The organism is Candidatus Laterigemmans baculatus (genome assembly GCF_010367455.1).
Lineage (GTDB): Bacteria > Planctomycetota > Planctomycetia > Pirellulales > Pirellulaceae > Laterigemmans > Laterigemmans baculatus.
In genome coordinates, this window is the sequence record NZ_WRPR01000005.1 from 17,590 (window position 1) to 36,332 (window position 18,743).

An 18,743-nucleotide genomic window follows, 5' to 3' on the forward strand; every position below is an offset into this window, starting at 1 on the left:
TCACCTGCTTGCGGACTCTCTGCCATGCACTTGATCCAAGCCTTCGTCGGCAACCCGATCAAAGTCTCTGTCGGCGCGCTGATGCTGTCGCTGTTCGGCATGATCGCCTTGGCGCGGATGCCGATGCAGTTGATCCCCGAAGTGCAGACGCCGACGATCACGATCGAGACCCGCTGGCCTGGAGCAAGCCCGCAGGAGGTCGAGCGGGAAATCATCCAGGAGCAGGAGGAACAGCTCAAAAGCGTCGAGGGCGTCACGAAGATGACCAGCGAGTCGCAGGATTCGCTGGGGACGATCACGATGGAGTTTTTCGTCGGGGCGAACATGGAGGAATCGCTGCTGAAGGTGAACAGCCGCCTGCAGCAAGTTTCCGAGTACCCGGTCGAGGCGGACGAACCGGTGCTCTCGACGAGCAGCTCCTCCGACTCGCCGATCGCGTGGTTCATCCTCAGCCCGATCGCGCCGAGTGAAGCGGAGATCCGCCAGTTCGCGTCCCGACATCCCGCCTTGCAACCGCAGCTCGAAGCGGCCCTGCAGGGTTCGTCGCCAGGGCTGACCGTGCACCGACTCCGCCGCTTGGCCGAAGCGCATCCAGAGGTGGCCGAGATCCTGCCGCCGGAGATCGAAGTCCCCAAGCTGCAGCGGTTTGCCGAGGATTTCATCGAGGCCCAGTTCGAGCGGGTGCAGGGGGTTTCCAACGCCAACGTGCTCGGAGGCCGCGAAGAGGAGCTGCGCGTGATTCTCGATCCGCAGCGGTTGGCGGCTCGCTCGCTGACGGTCGAGGATGTCCGCCGCGTCCTCAGCCAGCAAAACAAGGACACTTCCGGCGGCGATTACTGGGAAGGCAAACGCCGCTACGTCGTCCGCACGCTGAACCAGTTTCGCTCGCCCGAGCAGGTCGGCAATCAGCTGCTGGCGATGCGCGACGGAGCCCCGGTCTACGTCCGCGATGTGGCGGAGGTCGAATTTGGATTCAAAAAGCCGACCGGCGTGGTCCGGCGGTTCGGCGAATCGAACATCGCCATCAACGCGATTCGCGAAACCGGAGCGAACGTGCTGGACGTGATGGAGGGACTCCGGCAAACCCGCGAGGAGCTGAATCGCGACATTCTGGCCGATAAGGGTTTGGAGCTGACCCAGGTCTACGACGAGACCGAGTACATCTATTCATCGATCAACCTCGTCAACCAGAACATCATCATCGGTGGAGCGCTGACGATGATGGTCCTGATGACCTTCCTCCATCTCGGCTGGAAGACGATCGTCGTCGCTCCGCTGATCGGAGTGACCGCGGTGGCAGCGGCGACCGTCTCGCCCTGGCTGTTCGTGATCACGCTGGCGATCATCATCGGGGCCGGATTTTGGTTCGCCCGGGGAGCCTTGGTGGTCGGGCTGGCGATTCCCGTCAGCATCGTCGGAACGTTCCTCATCCTGAACTTGCTCGGCCGCTCGCTGAACGTGATCAGCTTGGCTGGGATGGCGTTTGCCGTCGGGATGTTGGTCGACAACGCGGTCGTCGTGCTCGAGAACATCTACCAGCACTACGAGCGCGGCGATACGCCGCTGGCCGCCGCAGTGCGAGGGACTCAAGAAGTCTGGGGGGCGGTGGTCGCTTCGACGCTCACGACGCTGGCGGTGTTCCTGCCGGTGCTGTTTGTGCAAGACGAAGCGGGCCAATTGTTCCGCGACATCGCGCTGGCGATCAGCGCCGCGGTCGCCCTGTCGCTGCTCGTCTCGGTGACGCTGATCCCGACCTTCACCGCGCGACTGCTGCACCCTCGCCGCAGTGTCGTCGGTGGCGGGGCGGGGGATGGTCGTGGGGCGGGGGGTGACGGTTCGGTTTCCGCCACAGCGACCGCTCCGCCGAGCCGCATCGTCCGCTGGTTGCTGGCCGCGGGCAACCGCTTTAACTCGCTCGTCGTGGGGATCAACGCCTGGATCCAGCGGGGTTTGCTTCGGCAGCTGGCGGTCGTCGTTTCGATGTTCCTTGCCGCCGCGACGCTGTCCTATCTGCTCTGGCCCAAAGTCGAATACCTCCCCTCGGGCAATCGCAATTTGGTCTTCGGGATTCTCCTGCCCCCTCCGGGGTACAACCTTGATGAGCTGATGGAGATCGGCGAGACGGCCGAGCGAGAGCTGCTTCCGTACTGGGACGTCGATCCGGAGAAAGTCGCGGCGGGAGACCTTGAGTACCCGCTGATCCAGGACTTTTTCTACGTCGCTCGAGGACGTCAAGTCTTCATGGGAGTACGAGCGGTCTCGCCCACCGAGTCGGCCAAGCTGATCCCGCTGATCCAGTCGATCCGGTCCAAAGTTCCCGGCACTTTTGTCGTCGCTAAGCAATCGAGCCTGTTCGAGCGAGGGCTGACCGCCGGGCGGACGATCGACATCGAGATCACCGGCCCCGAATTGCCCAAGCTGGTGGCCCTCGGCGGACGCATCCTGGGACAAGCCACCGAGCTGCTGCCGACGGCCCAATCCCGCCCGGTGCCGAGCCTCGACCTCTCGAGTCCGGAGGTCCACGTCGAGCCCAAGTTGGTCCAGAGCGAGGCGATGCAGGTCGACGCGACGACGCTCGGGTACGCCGTCAACACGCTGGTCGACGGTGCGTACGCGACCGATTACTACATCGGCGGGGACAAGGTCGACCTGACGATTCTCGGTGACGAAGCGGTGATGCAGAGCTCGCAGGACCTCGGGTCGCTGCCGATCGCCACGCCGACCGGCCAACTGGTCCCGCTCTCAGCGTTGGCCGAAATCCGCTTGGCCAGCGGCCCCGAACAGATCAACCACCGCGAGCGCCAGCGGGCGATCACGATCGAAGTCTCGCCGCCGGCGGAGATGCCGCTCGAGTCGGCGCTCGAGCTGATCAACCGCGAGATCATCGCGCCGCTCCGCGACAGCGGCGAGCTCGACGGCGGCTATCGGATCGGCGTCAGCGGGACCGCCGACAAACTCCGCGACACCTGGTTGGCGCTCCGCTGGAACGTGATGCTGGCGATGCTGATCACCTACCTGTTGATGGCCGCGCTCTTCGAGTCGTGGGTCTACCCGCTAGTGATTATCCTCAGCGTGCCGCTCGGGGCGGTCGGCGGAATCCTCGGGCTGCGGCTGCTGGGAGTCTACTTGGAGTGGACCGGCGGGACTCCGCAACCGCTCGACGTCCTCACGATGCTCGGGTTCGTGATCCTGATCGGCACCGTGGTCAACAACCCAATCCTGATCGTCCACCAAGCGCTGACCTCGATGCGCGAGGACGCCCTCGACGCCCGCACCGCAGTGCTCGAGAGCGTGCGGACGCGGATCCGGCCAATCTTCATGACCACCGGAACCACCGTCCTCGGGCTCCTGCCGCTGGTCCTGTTTCCCGGAGCCGGGAGCGAGCTCTACCGCGGCCTGGGGAGCGTCGTCCTCGGCGGCCTGCTGGTCTCAACCGGGTTCACGCTCGTCTTCGTCCCCACGCTCTTTACGCTCGCCCTGCGAATCTTTGGTGGCTCCCGCCCGCAGCTCAGCAACGAGACGATCGAGAACCCGCAGACGCCGCCCCAGGAATCGGCTCGCCCGGAGAAAGAACTGGTCCTGTCGTAGGCCAGTCCTCAGTCCTCAGTACTCAGTCCTCAGTCTGGCAATTGTTCGAGAACGGGGGCCGCCCAGGGTTCGTCTTCGTAGAGCGTGGCCAAGCCCTTGAAGAACCGCTCGCGTTCGCTGCCGTCGAGATGCTCGCGGCCCCACCGCAGCCAGGCCGCCAGCTGCTCGGTGCGGGGATCGGTCCAGGCTTCGCTGCTGGCGTCCAGACGCTCGACTTCGCGGCGGGTCAGCTCGCTCAGCCTGATCAGCGAATTGTCTCCCGGGCCGTCGCCTTCGAGCGCCGCCGGGTGCCCGAACACATCCAGCCACGTCCGCAGCCGGTCGGCCGCCGCGTGGGGAAACTGGTCGCGACCCTCGATCGCTTTGAGCCAAGATTGCTGGGCCGGGTCGAGCATCTCGACCCCCCCGAAACGCAGAGCGCGGCCGCGGAGCTTGCGGGCCATCTGCTCAACCTCGCTCAGATCCTGCGTCTCGCGGAGGGTTTCCGCCGAGGGATCGTGGGGATAGAGCCGCAAAAAGTCCTCCCGAGCGAGTCGCGCGGCTTGAGGATCGCCCGCCGATTCGGCCGCGGCGATCGCCGCCAACAGATCCTCGCGATCGGGTTTGCGGAGCATCCACAGCGAGATCCCCACCATCGTGATCAGCAACAACAGCAGGCCGCCGATCGACGCCCACTGCCAGGGGTCGCGCTGCGGCTCGGCCGAGTCGCCCCAGCGGCGGCGAGGACCATCCGCCGGCACCGCTTCGAAGCGAGTCTTCGGTGGGGGGACGTCCTGACGCTCTCGCCCCGCTGAATCGGCCCGGCCCCCTGCATCGGCCCAGCCCGCTGACTCGGCCCGGCCCCCAGCATCGACCCGCCCTGGGGGACTCGGTCGCCCCGGGGGACTGTGGGGTTCGGCGGGACTCACCCGCGGCGTGGAGCTCGAACGCAGCGGCGCCGCGGGGGAGTGCGAGGGAGAGGGGTAGCCTGCCGCAGGCGACCGCTCAGGGCTCGCCTCTCCGGTCTCGATTCCGCTGCCCGTGGGAATGTCCGAATCGCTCCCGGAGATCGTCGGCTGATCCGGGCCGCTCGCCACGTAGCCGGGCCGGGTGAGTGCCGATTCGCCCCCTTCGTCGCGGGTCGCGTCGGAATGAATCGGATTGAGTCCCGAGCCTTCCACCGTGGGCCCATCGGATCGCCGGCCTCCATGCGTGGGGCCGTCGAGCGTCCGGTCCGTGTCCGAGAGATCGTCCGGGTACGGCGCCGCTTCGCCGCTCGAGGGAAGGGCACCACTGACCGTGGGTCGGTCGGGGTCGAGCTGCGTCAGCTCGCCGCGGCGATGCAATCCGACGCGCATCGAGGCTAATCGTTTGCCGACAGCCAAAGCGGTCGGCGGCCGGTCCTCGGGGGCCTTTTCGAGCAGCTCGTGGACGAGTTCGGCCAGCTCGTGGGGGACGTCCGGGACGACCAGATCGAGCGGCACGGGGCTCTCATGCTTCAGGCCGTGGATCACCTGCGTCAGATTCCGTCCACCGAATGGAGGCCTGCCGACCAGACAGGCGTAGAGCAGGCTGCCGAGGGCGTAGAGGTCGGTTCGCGGCGTCACGTTTCCGCCGGCCGCTTGTTCGGGAGCCATGTAATCGGCCGTCCCGAGCACCGATCCAGCGGCGGTTTGTTCGTTGGCCCCAAAAAGCTTGGCGATCCCAAAATCGGTCAGCTTCAACCGTCCTTCGGGCTCCATCAGCAGGTTGGCCGGTTTCAAATCGCGGTGGATGACGCCAAAATCATGGGCGTGCTTCAGCGCCGCGCAAACATCGATGCCGATGCCGAGCACCGTGTCCCAGTCGAGCCGTTTCACTTTCCGCAAGTGCTCCAGCAGACTCGGCCCCTCGACCAACTCCATCGAGTAAAACAGCAGCCCCTGTTCTTCGCCAAAGCCGATCAGCCGGACGATGTTGGGGTGGTTGAGATTTTTCAGCGTCTCGATTTCCGCGTCGAAGCGGCGGCGGAATCGAGGCTCCTGCGACATCTGCCGGGCCAGGACCTTGATCGCTACGCGTTGGCCCGTCTTGACGTGCGCCCCGCGGTAGACGGTACCCATTCCGCCCTGGCCTAATTTTTCAGCGACCCGGTAAGGTCCCAAGAATTCAAAATCGGTCATGCGGAGAGTCGCTGCGAAAATGGATGAGGCGGTGCGAAGGGGACGGGGAGCTGCGGGTTCGCGATTTATTCTAGACGAGGTTCAGGGATGAAGGATCGAGGGAAGACTGCCGGTGCGGCCATCGCCGCCCCCCCATGGCTGCTCTCGGCCGCCGGGGCACTGCTCCTATGGCTGGCCCAGCCGCCAATGGCCTGGAGCCTCGTCGGGTGGATCGCCCTGGTTCCCTGGTCAGTGCTGGTCGCCCGCCCAGAGCCACTTGGTCGCCGCGGCTATCTCGGGTTGTGGGTCGCCGGTTCGCTGTTCTGGCTGACGACGCTGCAGGGCATTCGCTTGGCCCATCCGGCGCTCTATCCGGGCTGGATCGTGCTAGGAATCTACATGGGAGCTTATCCGCCCCTGTTCGTGGGACTCGCGCGGGTGATGCGCCACGCGTGGCGGCTTCCGCTCGCCCTGGCCGTGCCGATCGCCTGGACCGGGCTGGAGCTGATCCGCAGCTACGCATTCACCGGGTTCTCGATCGCGATGCTCGGACACAGCCAAGCGGACGTCGCTCCCATGATGCAGATCGTGGACACATTTGGAACCTATGGAGTCAGCTTCGTGCTCGCCTCGGTCGCCGCGGCGCTCGCCCAGCTGCTGCTCGCGGCGACCGCCAGAGCCGCGATGCCCGCTGGCGAAACGCTTGCTGGCGAAACGCTCGACCGCGAAACGCTTGCCGGGGGAACGCTTACCGGGGGAGCGCTTGCCGGGGGGCTGGTTGCCGGAAGTCTAGTCGCCGCGACGCTCGGCTACGGCTACTGGCGGCTGGCCGAGGCCGACCGCTTGGCCGAGCAACCACCGCTGCTCGATGCTCTGTTGATCCAGCGCAACGAGCCGCTGGTGTATTCAATGGATGCCGAACGGGAAGCGGTCGTGTTCAACGACTACGTCTCTTCGACGCTCGCGGCGATGCGTGAGTATCCCGCAGCCGACGTGGTGGTCTGGCCCGAGTCGATGTTCACCGGCGGGCTCCCGCTCCGCGTGCTCGGCGAGTCGTGGTCGGTCCCCGAGGAGACGGGGATGTCGGCTTCCGAGTTCGAGGATGTGATCGAGCGGCAAGCGGCGATGTTCCGCTCCCGAGCAGCCGACATCCAGCGGATGGCAGCCCTGGCCGCCTCGCGGAACGCCCCGCCGGAGCTGCTCGTCGGCAGCTCGATCCATCGCTACGGCGAAACTCCGCAGGCGTTTGGCGGAGCGGTCCACATCACCGCAGATCACGAGATCGCCGCCTGGTATGGCAAGATGCACCTGGTGATGTTTGGCGAGTACATTCCGTTCGGCACTCACTTCCCGTGGCTCTACGAGATCGGTCCGCTGCGGCAGGGAGCGACTCCCGGCGACGGACCGGTGGAGATGACGATCGCCGGCACGAGGGTCGCTCCGAGCGTCTGCTTCGAAACGATGGTCGAGCAGGTGACCGGAAACAGCTTGCGGCAGTTGGCTCGCCGCGGCGGCGACCCGCAGTTGATCCTCAACATCACCAATGACGCTTGGTTCCATGGCGCGTCGATCCTCGACCACCATCGCCGCTGTTCGCAGTCGATCGCCGTGGCCAACCGCCGACCGCTGCTGATGGCCGCCAACCAAGGCCCCACGGTGTGGATCGACGGCAGCGGCCGCAGGATCGAGTCGCTGCCGTTCGAGGTCGACCGCCCGCTGCTGGCCCAGCCCACCGCCGATGGCCGCTGGAGCGTCTACCGCCAGCTCGGAGACAAACTCGTCTGGCCGCTGGCGATCCTCTGCGCCGCCGCCGCCGCCAGCGGATGGCGAGGAAGAAAGAGGAGTTAGGACTCAAGCTCAGTACTCAGTACTCACCCTCCGGCCGGCTCGTACTCCAGCTGGCAATCGGGGAGCGATTCTAAAAACACGCGGCCGTAGGTTTTCGTCCGCACCCGCGGGTCGAGGATCACGACGCGGCCGGTGTCGGTGGCGGTCCGGATCAGCCGCCCGAAACCTTGCCGCAGCTTGATCACCGCTTCGGGCAGCTGGTAATCGCGAAACGGATTGCCTCCCTGCTGGCGGATCGCTTCGAGCCGGGCTTCGAGCAGCGGATGGTCGGGGACGGAGAAGGGCAGCTTGGTGATGATCACGTTCTGCAGCGTGTCGCCCGGCACGTCGACTCCCTGCCAGAAGCTGTCGGTGCCGAGCAGCACGCCTCGCGGCGCGCGGCGAAAGGCGTCCAGGATTTGGCTGCGGGATTGATCCCCCCCCTGGCTGTACAGTTCCAATCGCTGGGTGATCAGCCAAGGAAGGAGCGCTTCGCCGGTCCGCCGCAACAGGTCGTAGCTGGTGAACAGCACGAAGGCGTGGCCATCGGTGGCGGCGACGTGGCGGCGGATCGGTTCGAGGATCGCGCGATCGTAGGCCGCCCGCTGCGCCGAGGGGTCGGGCAACCCGGTGACGACGACCAGCTTGGCTTGCCGCCGATAATCGAACGGGCTGCCCACGCGGAGCGAATCGCCGCCGGAGAGACCGATGCGAGAGCGGAAGAAATCAAAATTCTGCTGCCGCCCCACGGCCAGCGTCGCACTGGTCAGGACGACCGAGCCGACGCGCTGGAAGAGCTGTTCGCGGAGCGTTGTGCCGACGTCGACCGGAGCGGCCGCCAAACTCACGCGGTCCATGCCACCCCGCCGCGAGTGGGCCCGCTCCAGCCAGTACACGGCGTCGGAAACTTCCTGGCCATTCCACTGCTCGAGCGCTCCGGCCAAACCGAGCAAGCGATCGTGGGCCGAGGTGAAATCCTTGCGGATCGACTCCTCAACCTGATCCTCGGCGAACTTGCGGAGCCCGGCGGCGAGGGCTTTGAGCGGCCCACTGACGCCGTTCTCGACCACTTCCGGACGCGGCACACGGCCGTTGCTCTTGCCGCGCTGTTCCCACCAATCGAGCAAGTCGGCGAAGTAATCGGTCGACGCCGCCCGGCAGTGGTCGACGTCGCGCTGCAGCCGCCGCAGGTCGTGGGCGACGAGCAGCCCTTTCTGCGTGCGGTCGTTGTAGAGCTTGTTGAGGGTGTAATCGATTTGGCTGCTGCTGACCCGAATCCCCAGATGGTCGCCGGCGACCGCTTCGACCGTGTGGCATTCGTCGAGGATCGCCGCATCGTACTCGGGCAGCAGACTGATCTCTTGCTGGCGGAGCGCCAAATCGCTGAAGAAGAGCGCATGGTTGACGACCAGGATCTGCGCCCCGGCGGCTCGCCGCCGCGCCTGAAAATAGAAGCAGTCTTTGTAGTGCGGGCATTTCCGCCCGAGGCAATTGCCGGTGTCGCTTTGGACTTCGTCCCAGACCGCCGCATCGGGGACGATCGGCAACGTGCTGCGGCTGCCGTCGGTCGTCGTCTTGGCCCACTCGTCGATCTTGCGGAGCTGACGATGCTGCTCGTCGTGGGCCAGCAGGCTAGTCGCTTTGGCGATCGCGCCTTTGAGCCTCCGCAGCGAGATGTAGTTGGCGCGGCCCTTGACCAAGACCGCGGTGAACTCGCGGGGAATCACGCTGTTGAGGACCGGCAAGTCCTTGGCCATCAGCTGTTCCTGGAGCGAGATCGTGTGGGTCGAGATCACGATCCGTCCGTGCCGCGGAGTGCCCCCTTCGGCCGCGGATCGTGGTCGCTCCGCGGGACGCGTCTCGGCGAGCGGCTCGGGTTCCTCGTCGCGCTGGTCGGCGGTCGCCTCGAGGATCGCGGGCACGAGGTAGGCAAAGCTCTTGCCAGTCCCGGTGCCCGCTTCGGCGATCAAGTGCCTCCGCCCGGCGAGCGACGCGGCCACGGCGCGAGCCATCTCCAACTGCTGCGGCCGCTCCTCGTATTGGCTCAGCCGCCGCGCGATTCGTCCCTGCGCGCCGAGGATCGAGTCGACGGTGAGGGGGCCGGAGCTGCCGACAGGTTGCGTCACGAATTATCCATTTCAGCAGAGTCGAAAAGGAACGTCTCGCCCCTCGCTTCTCGCCACTCGTTTCTCTTACAGCCGGGCGACGTACTGGCCGCTGAGCCGCCGGATCAGCCGCCGCGTCTCGAGCACACTAATCGTCGACAACACGCGGTGAATCGGCAACCCGCTTTGCCGAGTCAGGGCATCGATCGAAGTGGCTTGCGTATCGATCGCCTCGAGCACAGTCCGCTCTTGATCGTTGAGCAGCAGTTCGCCGGGCTGGCGGACTTGATGGCCATCGTCGGTGGGAATCGCTTCAGCGACCGGACCGAGTTCTTCGAGGATGTCGTCGACCGAGGTGACCAACCGGGCCCCGTCGCGGATCAGCGCATGGCACCCGCGGGAAACTCGGCTGGTGACCGGGCCGGGGAGGGCGAAGACTTCGCGTCCCTGTTCGGCGGCATGCCGAGCGGTGATCAACGAACCGCTGCGATCGGCCGCTTCGATAACCAGCACACCGAGCGACAGGCCGCTGATTAACCGATTTCGCTGCGGGAACATCGGCCCTTTGGGGACCGCCTCCGGAGCGTACTCGCTGAGCACCGCTCCGGCGGCAGCGATCTCGTCGGCCAGCCCTACATGCTCCGGCGGATAGAGTTGGCCGAGTCCTCCGCCGAGGACCGCGATCGTCCGGCCTCCCGCTTCGAGCGCCCCGCGGTGGGCCGCCCCGTCGATCCCGCGAGCCATCCCGCTGACCACCGTCACCCCCGCTCGCGCCAGTTCCCGAGCGAACCGCGCCGCCTCGTTTAAACCATACTGAGTCGCGTGCCGCGTTCCCACGATCCCGATCGCCAACCGGTCGCGGAGCTCCAAGTTGCCGCGGACGAACAGGATCGGCGGGGCGTCGGGGAGCGTCTGAAGCGCCTGGGGGTAATCGGCTTCGGCCGCCGCCACGATCCGCACGGCGTGCGACTCGCACCAAGCCAGGATCGCGTCGACATCGACGTGCGCGTCGGCGTTGCGCACCGCCGAAATCACCTTCGGTCCCACCCGGGGAACTTCCGAGAGCTGCTCGCGCGTGGCGGCCAGGACGTCGCCGGCAGTGCCAAACCGCTCGAGCAGGGCGGCCATCGTGCGGGGGCCGATGCCCGGCAGGAGCGCCAACTTCAAGGCAGCGAGCGTTTCGCAGGAGTAGCGGTGGGGCACGGCCGGTGGCCTCATTCGGGTTCGAGACGCGGGAGGCTCTCCGTCAGACCGGCAACGAATTGCTGAACGACCGCCCGCTCGGTCAGCCGCGGATGGACGTGCGGGCGTTTCTCGAGCAGCAACTGCTGAGCGTCCGTGGGACTCAGGTTCCGGTACTTGACCAACCAACACATCGCCACCGTCGCACTCCGCGCCCGCCCCGCCTTGCAGTGGATGTAGACCGAGTCCCCCTCCTCGACATGCCGCTGAATGAACTCCACCGCCAACAGCACGTCGTCCAACCGCGGATGGGTGAAGTCGGTCGTCGGAATTCGCAGCTGCTCGATCCCCACCTTTTCATAGTGCAGCGACGGACCGCGGTACTCCTCACACGTATTGACCACCCCGCGGACGCCTTCCAAGTACAACCCGGGCACGTCGCGGGCGAACGGGTAAGCACCCACGATGACCTGCGGATCGATCCGGTCCCACCACCGCCGCACCCGAAACACGCGGCCGAGCAGGTAGTTCCACCACAGCGTCGGTAACCACACGAGCTGAGCGTACAGGCGCTGTTGCCACGGTCGCATCAATCCCACAACCTCTGTCATCCAAGAACCCTCCCCAAGTCCTCTCCATCATACCGACCCCGCAAGCGGGTGGTTCACCCGAGCATCTTGTCGAGCGCCTTGATCGCCACCGGCAGCGGCAATTCTCCCTGCCGCATTTGAGCCCACCAGCGGAGCAGCGATGCGCTCTCCGGCTGACGAGCGACGTGCCAAAGCTCCGCAGCGGCGGCGATCCGGGCATCCGACGCATCGCACAAGCCGAGCGACTCGCCCGCCGCCAACGTGATCGGCAGCAACGCGAGGGCTGCGGCCCGCGGCAACCGCTGCGGCTCGACCCAGCGGTTGCCCGCCCCGTCTTTCGAGCCCGTCCCCTCTTTCGAGCCCGCTCCTTCTTTCGAGCCCGCTCCTTCTTTCTGGCCCGCTCCTTCCTGAGAGACACCACCCTCTTTCGAGGCACCTCCGGGGCTCGAGGCGGTGCGGGCCAATCCCGCGCGAGCGATCAGCCAAGCCAGCCGCAACGTCTCGGGGATCGCCGGATCGGGGTGCGTCAGCATCGCCTCGATCCAGACCGCCGCGTTTCCGCCCGCCCCACTCGCCCCACTCGCCCCACTTGTCAGCCTGGCTCCGCTTCGCGCGGTCGTGCCGAGCAGCCCCCCGTCGCCGCCACGCACCGGCTGCACGAGGTGGATCGTAGTCCGCGGGGGGATGATTTTTTCACTGGTCCGTCGCCCCAGTTCGCGGAGCACGCCGGGGCCGTGCGCCTCCCACAGCTCGCGCAACGGGCGGGCGCGAAGCGGCAACTGGTCGGCGAGTTTGGGAAACTGTTCGCCGAGCGCGAGGCGAGCGTCGGCCAGCCGTCCCACCACGGCTGTCGCCACCGAATCCATTACCAGCTCCGGGCAGCCGGCGGCGAGCAGCGCGGTTTCCGTGCGCCCCGCGTCGTCCCCATCGCGGGCGGAGAGCAGATGCCGCCAAAACTCAGCGACCTGCGTCTCGGACATCTCGAGCCGCTCGTTGATCGCCGCGACCGGGCCGCCCAGAGCCGCTTCGATCTTGGCATCGACCACTGCTTCCCCAGCCGCGACCACCGCGGCGGCATGCAGGGCGCTCAACTCCGGATCGGTCTTCCACTGAACCTTCATGCGCCCGAGTCGCTGTGCATCTGCGCGGCGATCCACTCCTCCAGCTCATCCAGATCGGCCGCCGGCAGCGACACCAGGTCGGGTCGCAAGCGAACGGCCCCTCCCATGTAGACGTGGTGGATCTCGGCGGCCGATTTTTGGGTGTTCCAGTGGATCAAGACCCGGATGCAACGCTGGAGCGAGTTCTCCACCGAGATCTCATAACTGCACAGCAGCGGAACGCCGAGCCAACCGAGCTGGCGGGCGGCCAAAGCGGGGAACTCGGCATCCAAATCCTTGGTGACCGTGAAGATCACGCTGCACACGTCGTCCCCGTCGATTTCGTTGCGGCGGATCATCAGCGCCAACATCTGCCGCGTGGCCCGCAGGATCGCTTCGCGCTCGTTCTCGTCGACCGTGGTCGCGCCGCGAACCCCGCGGCAAACAGTTGCAGCCATGATTACTCCCTGACAAACCGCCCAATATAAGCGAACCATCCGCCAACCGGCAGGCGGGCCCAAACCGGCAGGCGGGCCAGCCGCTCGGACGACGCTCTGCCAGAATACAAAACCACACCCTCCCCCCGGGAGGGTAATGGTGTCGCGCGGTTTCCCTTGCCCGGTTCGCCGCCCTTCGGATACCGTTGACGGTTCCTCGTTATCCCTTTGGAGAGCCGATCGACAATGCCCCCCGAGCGCAGCCGCTATCAAGAGCGGATCATCAAAAACTACTATCGCAACCGCGACGCAATCGCTTACCAGAAGGCGACCGAGCTGGTCACCGAACTGTACTTGAGCGAAGGCAAGAAGCGGGAGCAGACCTGGAAGCGGCTGGTCGGCCACTTGGAAAAGCTCGAGATGCCGGCACAGCAGATCGAGCACCTGCGGACCCAGGACGATCCGGCGCTCGTGGTCGAAGCGCTCAAGAAATTCAGCTGAAGCCGGGGGCTGGTCCGGTTCTCTGATCAGCCGCCGGGCGCTAGCCCACGGTTTGCGAAAACGCGGCAGAACCGGACGCTAGCGCGTTGCGGCTGATCCGACCTACAGGCGACTTTGGCCCCTTTACGCTCGGCGGGCTGCGTTGGTGGCGTCGGCCGGCGGCGTGGCGACTTCGGGCGAAGTCGGGATCTCGCGAAATCGATTGCGGTAGAGAAACCGCTTCAGCCAACCGGCCGGACGGAGGTTTGGATCGTCGCTGCTCAGCTGATGGATCTTGCCCCGGCGGGTCCGCAGCCGCAGTTGGTTCCCTGGGAGGACGGCGTCGACAATCCAAAACTTCTCGACGACGTACGAGTACTTCTCGCCCTTCTGCGCTGCCATCACATCCTGGGCGCGGGGCCCCGGGGCGGCGCTCCGCTTACTCTTGCGATAGATGACCCAGTCGCCGGGGGAATACGATGCGGACATACTCTTTCAAGACCTGCCAGAGGCGACGCGTCGCCAAAATACGGGAACCGGAATCAGCCGTGGGGATGGAGCCAACGCCCGGGCGGCGCGGCTTCTCAGGAGCAGGCTCGAGTGCGAAAAACGTGCCTCGATCGGCCGAATCGCAGGACGGGGATCGCCGCTCCCCCTCGCCACTTCCGAGCCGCGGGAGATTATAACAGGTCCGGTCCACTCAGACAGTAATCCTCTAGAGACGCCGAGTTGCGTGATGATGCAGTCTCCATTCTTGCTGATCGGCAGTCCCCTCCCGACGATCCTGCTGATGGCCGGCGGTTTGCTGGTGCTGTTCCTGTTGCTGGTCTTGGGCTTCTTTCTGCTCCGCTACGGCAGCCTCTGGTTTCAGGCTTACATGTCGCGGGCCGATCTCAGTCTGGCCAGCCTGATCCGGATGCACTTTACCAAGGTCAATCCGCGGTTGATCGTGCAGGGCAAGATCATGGCTGCCCAGGCCGGGATGGACATCAACCGTCGGACCGGGATCAGCACGCGGCGGATGGAAGCCCACTACCTGGCCGGCGGCAACGTGCTGCACGTGATCAAGGCGATCATCGCGGCTCAGCGGGCCAACATTCCCCTCGATTTCGACCAAGCCTCGGCGATCGACTTGGCCGGCCGCGATGTGCTCGACGCGGTTCAAACCAGCGTCTATCCCAAAGTCATCGACTGCCCCGACCCGCGGCGGAGCGGCAAAACGACCCTGAGTGCGATCACCAAGAACGGCATCGAGCTCCGCGTCCGGGCTCGAGTCACGGTGCGGACGAATCTCGAACAACTGATCGGCGGAGCGACCGAGGAGACGATCGTCGCTCGAGTCGGCGAGTCGATGATCAGCTCGATCGGATCGGCCGACTCGCACTTCAACGTGCTCGAGAACCCCGACCTGATCACCCGCGCCGTGCTCGACCGCGGCCTCGACGCTCAGACCGCGTTCGAAATCGTCTCGATCGATATCGCCGATATCGATGTCGGCGAGAACATCGGGGCTCGCCTGCAAGTCGACCAGGCCGAAGCCGATACCCGCGTCGCCCAGGCCAAAGCCGAGAGCCGGCGGGCCGAAGCGATCGCCGAGGAGCAACGGATGCGAGCCCGCGTCGCCGACAACCGCTCCCAACTCGTGCTGGCCGAAGCGGCCGTGCCGATGGCCATGGCCGAAGCCTTCCGCGCCGGCCGCATCAGCGGCTCCAACGGCTCGGCTCGCCTCGAAGCCCCCAGCCGCTCGCAAGACGTGCCCGACGACGATCCGCTCGCCGGCTGAGCCCCATGGTCCACCGCGAAACACACTGGACGATCGCCCATACCGCGCCGCGACGCAGCCAACGGGTCAGCTTCCCCGGCGGCAACGGCTTTCCGCTGGCCGGGATCGTCGATGCGCCGGAAGAACCGCACCCCACTGAGCCGCATCCTGCTGAGCCCCATCGCCACTCCCAGCGGCCGCCGGTCGTCCTCTTCTCGCACTGCTTTACCTGCAACAAGGACCTCAAAGCGATCGTGCGGATCAGTCGTCAGCTGGCGGCCCGGGGCGTGGTCGTGCTCCGCTACGACATGACGGGACTCGGCGACAGCGGAGGCACGTTCCGCGAAACCAATTTTGAAACCAACCTTCTGGACCTGCAGGCCGCCGCCCGATTTGCGAGCGAGCAGCTCGGTCCACCAGCCCTGCTGGTCGGCCACAGCCTCGGCGGAGCAGCGTCGCTGGCCGCCGCGGCTGAGTGGTCCGCCGATCTCGCGCCACTGCGAGGAGTCGCGACGCTGGCCGCCCCGAGCGACACGCGGCACCTAGCCGACCTGCTGGTGCGGATGGATCGGCGAGTGGAAAGTGAAGGGCAGGGAGAGGTCGTGATCGGTGGGCGATCCTGGGAGACCAGCCGCCAGATGATCGAGAACTTTCGCCAGTTCGACCTCCCGGGGCGAATCGCTCGACTCAACGTCCCACTGCTGCTGTTCCACTCTCCCACCGATGCCACGGTCGGCTACGACCACGCCCTGCGGATCCTCTCGCTGCGGGCCGCCGCTCCAGACGCGCATCGCTCCGCGGAAAACGCTACCCCGCCGCCGGCGAGCCTGTTAACCCTTCCGGCCACCGACCACCTGCTCGTCTCGCACCCGAGCGATGTGCTGTTCGTGGCCGATGCGATCGCCGTTTGGCTGCAGCGGCTGCTGGCGTGAGCGGGGCCGACCGCGGGGGAACTGCGGCTGTCGGTGCGCCGGTGCCGCTGCTGGGAGTCATCGACCTTCGCTTCGGCCAAGCGGTGCACGCGGTCGCCGGTCGCCGCGACGCCTACCAGCCAGTGCGGATCGCCGCTTGCCCGGACGGCGACCCGGTCCGAGTGGCCGAGCACTACCGGGGGCGAGTCACGGGCCTGTACGTTGCCGACCTCGACCGGATCCTCGACCGCAGCGCCGCTTCGCAGCCCGCCATCGATCGCCTCCTCGCCCTCGGGATGCCGCTCTGGATCGATCGCGGGATCGAGTCGGCTGCGGATTTTCAAGCGGTGGCCGGCTCGAGCCCCCAAACCCCAGCAGCCCCGGCCCCAACCACATGGATCGTGGCCAGCGAATCGCTGCGGAGCCTCGACGAGCTTCGGCAGATTGACGAGCTCCGGCAGATGGCTGCAGGGCAGGGGAATGCGGCGGCCGCACTTCCGCTGACGGTCAGCCTCGATCTTCGCGACGGCCGGGTCGTTTCGGCCTCGCGGGAACTTGCCCGCGAGCCGCTGGAGGCTGCTGAACAACTCGCCGCTGCCGGAGCCGAGCGATTGATCGTGCTCGACGTGGCCCGCGTGGGAACCGGGTCAGGGCCTTCGACCGCTTCACTGTGCCGGCAGATCAAGCGGGCGATTCCCGCCCTGACGCTCTGCTCCGGGGGAGGGGTGCGAGACGCGGCCGACGCGGCAACGCTCCAAGAAGCAGGCTGCGACGTCGTGCTCGCCGCCTCCTGGCTGCTACAATCCAATAAATGTTTGACTTCTTCCCCAAAGCCGCGATAGTGGGGAATGCCTGCCGTTCTCGCCGATGCGCATCAGCGGCAGCCCCCCTCTTCCGACTCATCAAGTTCCCTTCGACACTCCATCCGGTTCTCACCGATGCCCGTAAAAGTCGAAACCGCTGCCAAAGCCGCTACGATCGATCACCGCCGCTTGGCCGGCAAACGGTTGTCGATGCTGCTGGCGTTCACCGCCCTCGTGCTGGCCTCGATTCTGGCCAAACAGGCCAGCGGCCAAGAGGGAGATTACCTAACGCTGGCGATGCCGGCGAAATTCGAGGCGACGAAGCTCAAGCGGATCGAGAGCCAGGTCAACCTCGCCCTTTCCGACTCGAGCCTGACGCCGCAGTCTGATGAATGGAAAGCGACGCAAGCCTACTACACCCAGTACTTTCTGTACTTGATGGCTCAGCCCGATAGCGGCGCGAAGATGAACGAGGTGACGTACGACGCGCTGCGGAACCTCGAACGAGCCGCCCAGTCGGCAACGCCCGCTTTCCGAGAAGCCCTGCATGGCTGGATTCGGCAAAGCGCGGAGACGGTGGCTTCTGGAAAACCGCAGGGTAAATACTTCCGCCCGGTCGCTCGAATCAATGCCGCGTTGCTGCTGGCGAACCTAAACACTCGCCCGGCTCAGAACGGTCAGCCTCCCGTTCCCGACGTCAGCGTGGCCGGAACGCTGGTAACCAGGCTGTATCGGGCGGAAGACGCCCCCTCCGGCGTCCGTGTCGTCGCCCTCTCGGGAGTTCGCCGCCAGTCGGTGCTGCTCGGCCCCGCGCTTCCCGCGAGTGTAAAGAACGAGTACTTGGGAATCGGCCGCAACCTGCTCGAGGGAAAACCGCCGGCGGGGCTAGAGAAAGAGAAGCTCGACAGCGGCGCCTACGACTACATGCAGCGGTACGCGGTCGACATCGTGCGGTCGCTCGGCAGCCCCGAGGATCAAAAATGGTTGGCCGAGAAGCTGACGGCGATCGTCAGCGACAAGCAGGCTTCGCCGGTGATCGCTCTCTATGCGGCTCGAGTCCTGCCGACGCTGAGCGAGGCCGTCAAGCAAGTGCCGGTCACGCCGACGACCGTGGTCAGCTGGGGCGACCGCGCCGCGACCGCGCTGGCCGCCGAAGTCCGCCGGCTCAAATCGCTCGATCGGCCGCAACCGGTCACCCAGCAGCAGAGCCTCGCTCAAGCCGCCCGCGGCGGCGGAGGAGGTTACGGTGGTATGGACGCAATGATGCCGGGGATGGAAGCGATGGACATGGAGGCCGGCGCGATGTCACCCGACATGATGATGCCTGACATGATGATGCCCGGGATGGAAGGGATGCCCGGGATGTACGGCCCGATGGCCACGGCCAGGCCCCAGCCGCCGGAAGTGATCGCCGCGCGGCGACGGATCAATGCGAACTTCGAAGCGCTGCTGCTCGGCTTGGCCGGCTCGCTCGATCCCAACGGCTCCGGTTCGGGATTGGCCGCTGCCGCTCAGGGGGAAGACAAGAATCAGATCGAAGGGCTGCTCGCCGAACTGCGGACCGCTGCCGAGGAAGTCAACAACCCGGTCTACGACGACCGCAAAAAGTTCCTCGAGATGCTCGAAGCCAGCTCCAAGACGCTCGACCAATGGGTGAAATCGCGGCGACCCGCCCAACCGGCCCAACCCACCGCACCGGCCCAACCCGACGTCGCCGTGAACTGATCCGTACGAGAGCGTCTTTCCAGAATCGTTTAACGGCAAGCCGAAGGCGACTGCTTTTCAAAACACAGTCGCCTTCGGCTTGCCGTTAAACGACTGGGTCCCGACGGCTGTGC

The 18,743-nt window shown here is 66.1% G+C and carries 14 protein-coding genes; 7 read left to right on the forward strand and 7 right to left on the reverse strand.

The annotated features are described in order from the left end of the window. Positions 1–24 precede the first annotated feature (24 nt). On the forward strand, positions 25–3,588 hold the full coding sequence (locus tag GNK13_RS00550; protein ID WP_164100482.1) for an efflux RND transporter permease subunit: 3,564 nt from the start codon (positions 25–27) through the stop codon (positions 3,586–3,588). 29 nt (positions 3,589–3,617) lie between these two features. Here GNK13_RS00550 and GNK13_RS21365 read toward each other — a convergent pair whose 3' ends face one another. After that, positions 3,618–5,729 carry a serine/threonine-protein kinase gene (locus GNK13_RS21365; protein WP_203328858.1) on the reverse strand — a complete coding sequence of 704 codons (2,112 nt, stop codon included), beginning with the start codon at positions 5,727–5,729 and terminating at the stop codon, positions 3,618–3,620. Between the two features lie 87 nt (positions 5,730–5,816). On the opposite strand from GNK13_RS21365, the gene lnt reads away from it, so the two are divergent. Continuing rightward, positions 5,817–7,556 carry an apolipoprotein N-acyltransferase gene (gene lnt, locus GNK13_RS00560; protein WP_164100483.1) on the forward strand — a complete coding sequence of 580 codons (1,740 nt, stop codon included), beginning with the start codon at positions 5,817–5,819 and terminating at the stop codon, positions 7,554–7,556. A gap of 23 nt (positions 7,557–7,579) precedes the next feature. Here lnt and GNK13_RS00565 read toward each other — a convergent pair whose 3' ends face one another. The 5 genes from GNK13_RS00565 to aroH all read right to left on the reverse strand — a co-directional run bounded on the left by GNK13_RS00565 (position 7,580) and on the right by aroH (position 12,970). After that, complete coding sequence (locus GNK13_RS00565; protein WP_235934695.1) at positions 7,580–9,547, reverse strand: ATP-dependent DNA helicase; 1,968 nt, start codon at positions 9,545–9,547, stop codon at positions 7,580–7,582. 180 nt (positions 9,548–9,727) lie between these two features. After that, the gene (dprA, locus tag GNK13_RS00570) at positions 9,728–10,843 is read right to left on the reverse strand and encodes a DNA-processing protein DprA (RefSeq protein ID WP_235934693.1); all 1,116 of its coding nucleotides are present in this window, start codon (positions 10,841–10,843) and stop codon (positions 9,728–9,730) included. An 11-nt stretch (positions 10,844–10,854) separates the two neighbouring features. Further along, positions 10,855–11,433 (reverse strand): dual specificity protein phosphatase family protein, encoded by a 579-nt coding sequence (locus GNK13_RS00575; RefSeq protein WP_235934694.1) that lies wholly within the window; start codon positions 11,431–11,433, stop codon positions 10,855–10,857. Between the two features lie 53 nt (positions 11,434–11,486). Beyond that, positions 11,487–12,533, reverse strand: coding sequence for a hypothetical protein (locus GNK13_RS00580; RefSeq protein ID WP_164100486.1), 1,047 nt, complete (start codon positions 12,531–12,533; stop codon positions 11,487–11,489). Continuing rightward, positions 12,530–12,970 (reverse strand): chorismate mutase, encoded by a 441-nt coding sequence (gene aroH / locus GNK13_RS00585; RefSeq protein WP_164100487.1) that lies wholly within the window; start codon positions 12,968–12,970, stop codon positions 12,530–12,532. Before aroH ends, GNK13_RS00580 begins: the two co-directional genes overlap by 4 nt. A gap of 225 nt (positions 12,971–13,195) precedes the next feature. On the opposite strand from aroH, the gene GNK13_RS00590 reads away from it, so the two are divergent. Continuing rightward, positions 13,196–13,450 carry a hypothetical protein gene (locus GNK13_RS00590; protein ID WP_164100488.1) on the forward strand — a complete coding sequence of 85 codons (255 nt, stop codon included), beginning with the start codon at positions 13,196–13,198 and terminating at the stop codon, positions 13,448–13,450. Between the two features lie 123 nt (positions 13,451–13,573). On the opposite strand, the gene GNK13_RS00595 is transcribed toward GNK13_RS00590, so the two are convergent. Further along, positions 13,574–13,918 (reverse strand): hypothetical protein, encoded by a 345-nt coding sequence (locus GNK13_RS00595; RefSeq protein WP_203328859.1) that lies wholly within the window; start codon positions 13,916–13,918, stop codon positions 13,574–13,576. 250 nt (positions 13,919–14,168) lie between these two features. Here GNK13_RS00595 and floA point away from each other — a divergent pair, with 250 nt between their 5' ends. The 4 genes from floA (at position 14,169) to GNK13_RS00615 (ending at position 18,630) form a co-directional block, all read left to right on the forward strand. Then, positions 14,169–15,212 carry a flotillin-like protein FloA gene (gene floA / locus GNK13_RS00600; protein ID WP_236010290.1) on the forward strand — a complete coding sequence of 348 codons (1,044 nt, stop codon included), beginning with the start codon at positions 14,169–14,171 and terminating at the stop codon, positions 15,210–15,212. Between the two features lie 5 nt (positions 15,213–15,217). Continuing rightward, the gene (locus tag GNK13_RS00605) at positions 15,218–16,123 is read left to right on the forward strand and encodes an alpha/beta hydrolase family protein (RefSeq protein ID WP_164100490.1); all 906 of its coding nucleotides are present in this window, start codon (positions 15,218–15,220) and stop codon (positions 16,121–16,123) included. Then, entirely contained in the window at positions 16,120–16,944 is an 825-nt protein-coding gene (locus tag GNK13_RS00610) for a HisA/HisF-related TIM barrel protein (protein WP_203328860.1), read from the forward strand. Before GNK13_RS00605 ends, GNK13_RS00610 begins: the two co-directional genes overlap by 4 nt. A 96-nt stretch (positions 16,945–17,040) precedes the next feature. After that, positions 17,041–18,630: a hypothetical protein gene (locus GNK13_RS00615; RefSeq protein ID WP_164100492.1), complete on the forward strand. Its 1,590-nt coding sequence runs from the start codon at positions 17,041–17,043 to the stop codon at positions 18,628–18,630. The last annotated feature ends 113 nt before the right edge of the window (positions 18,631–18,743 follow it).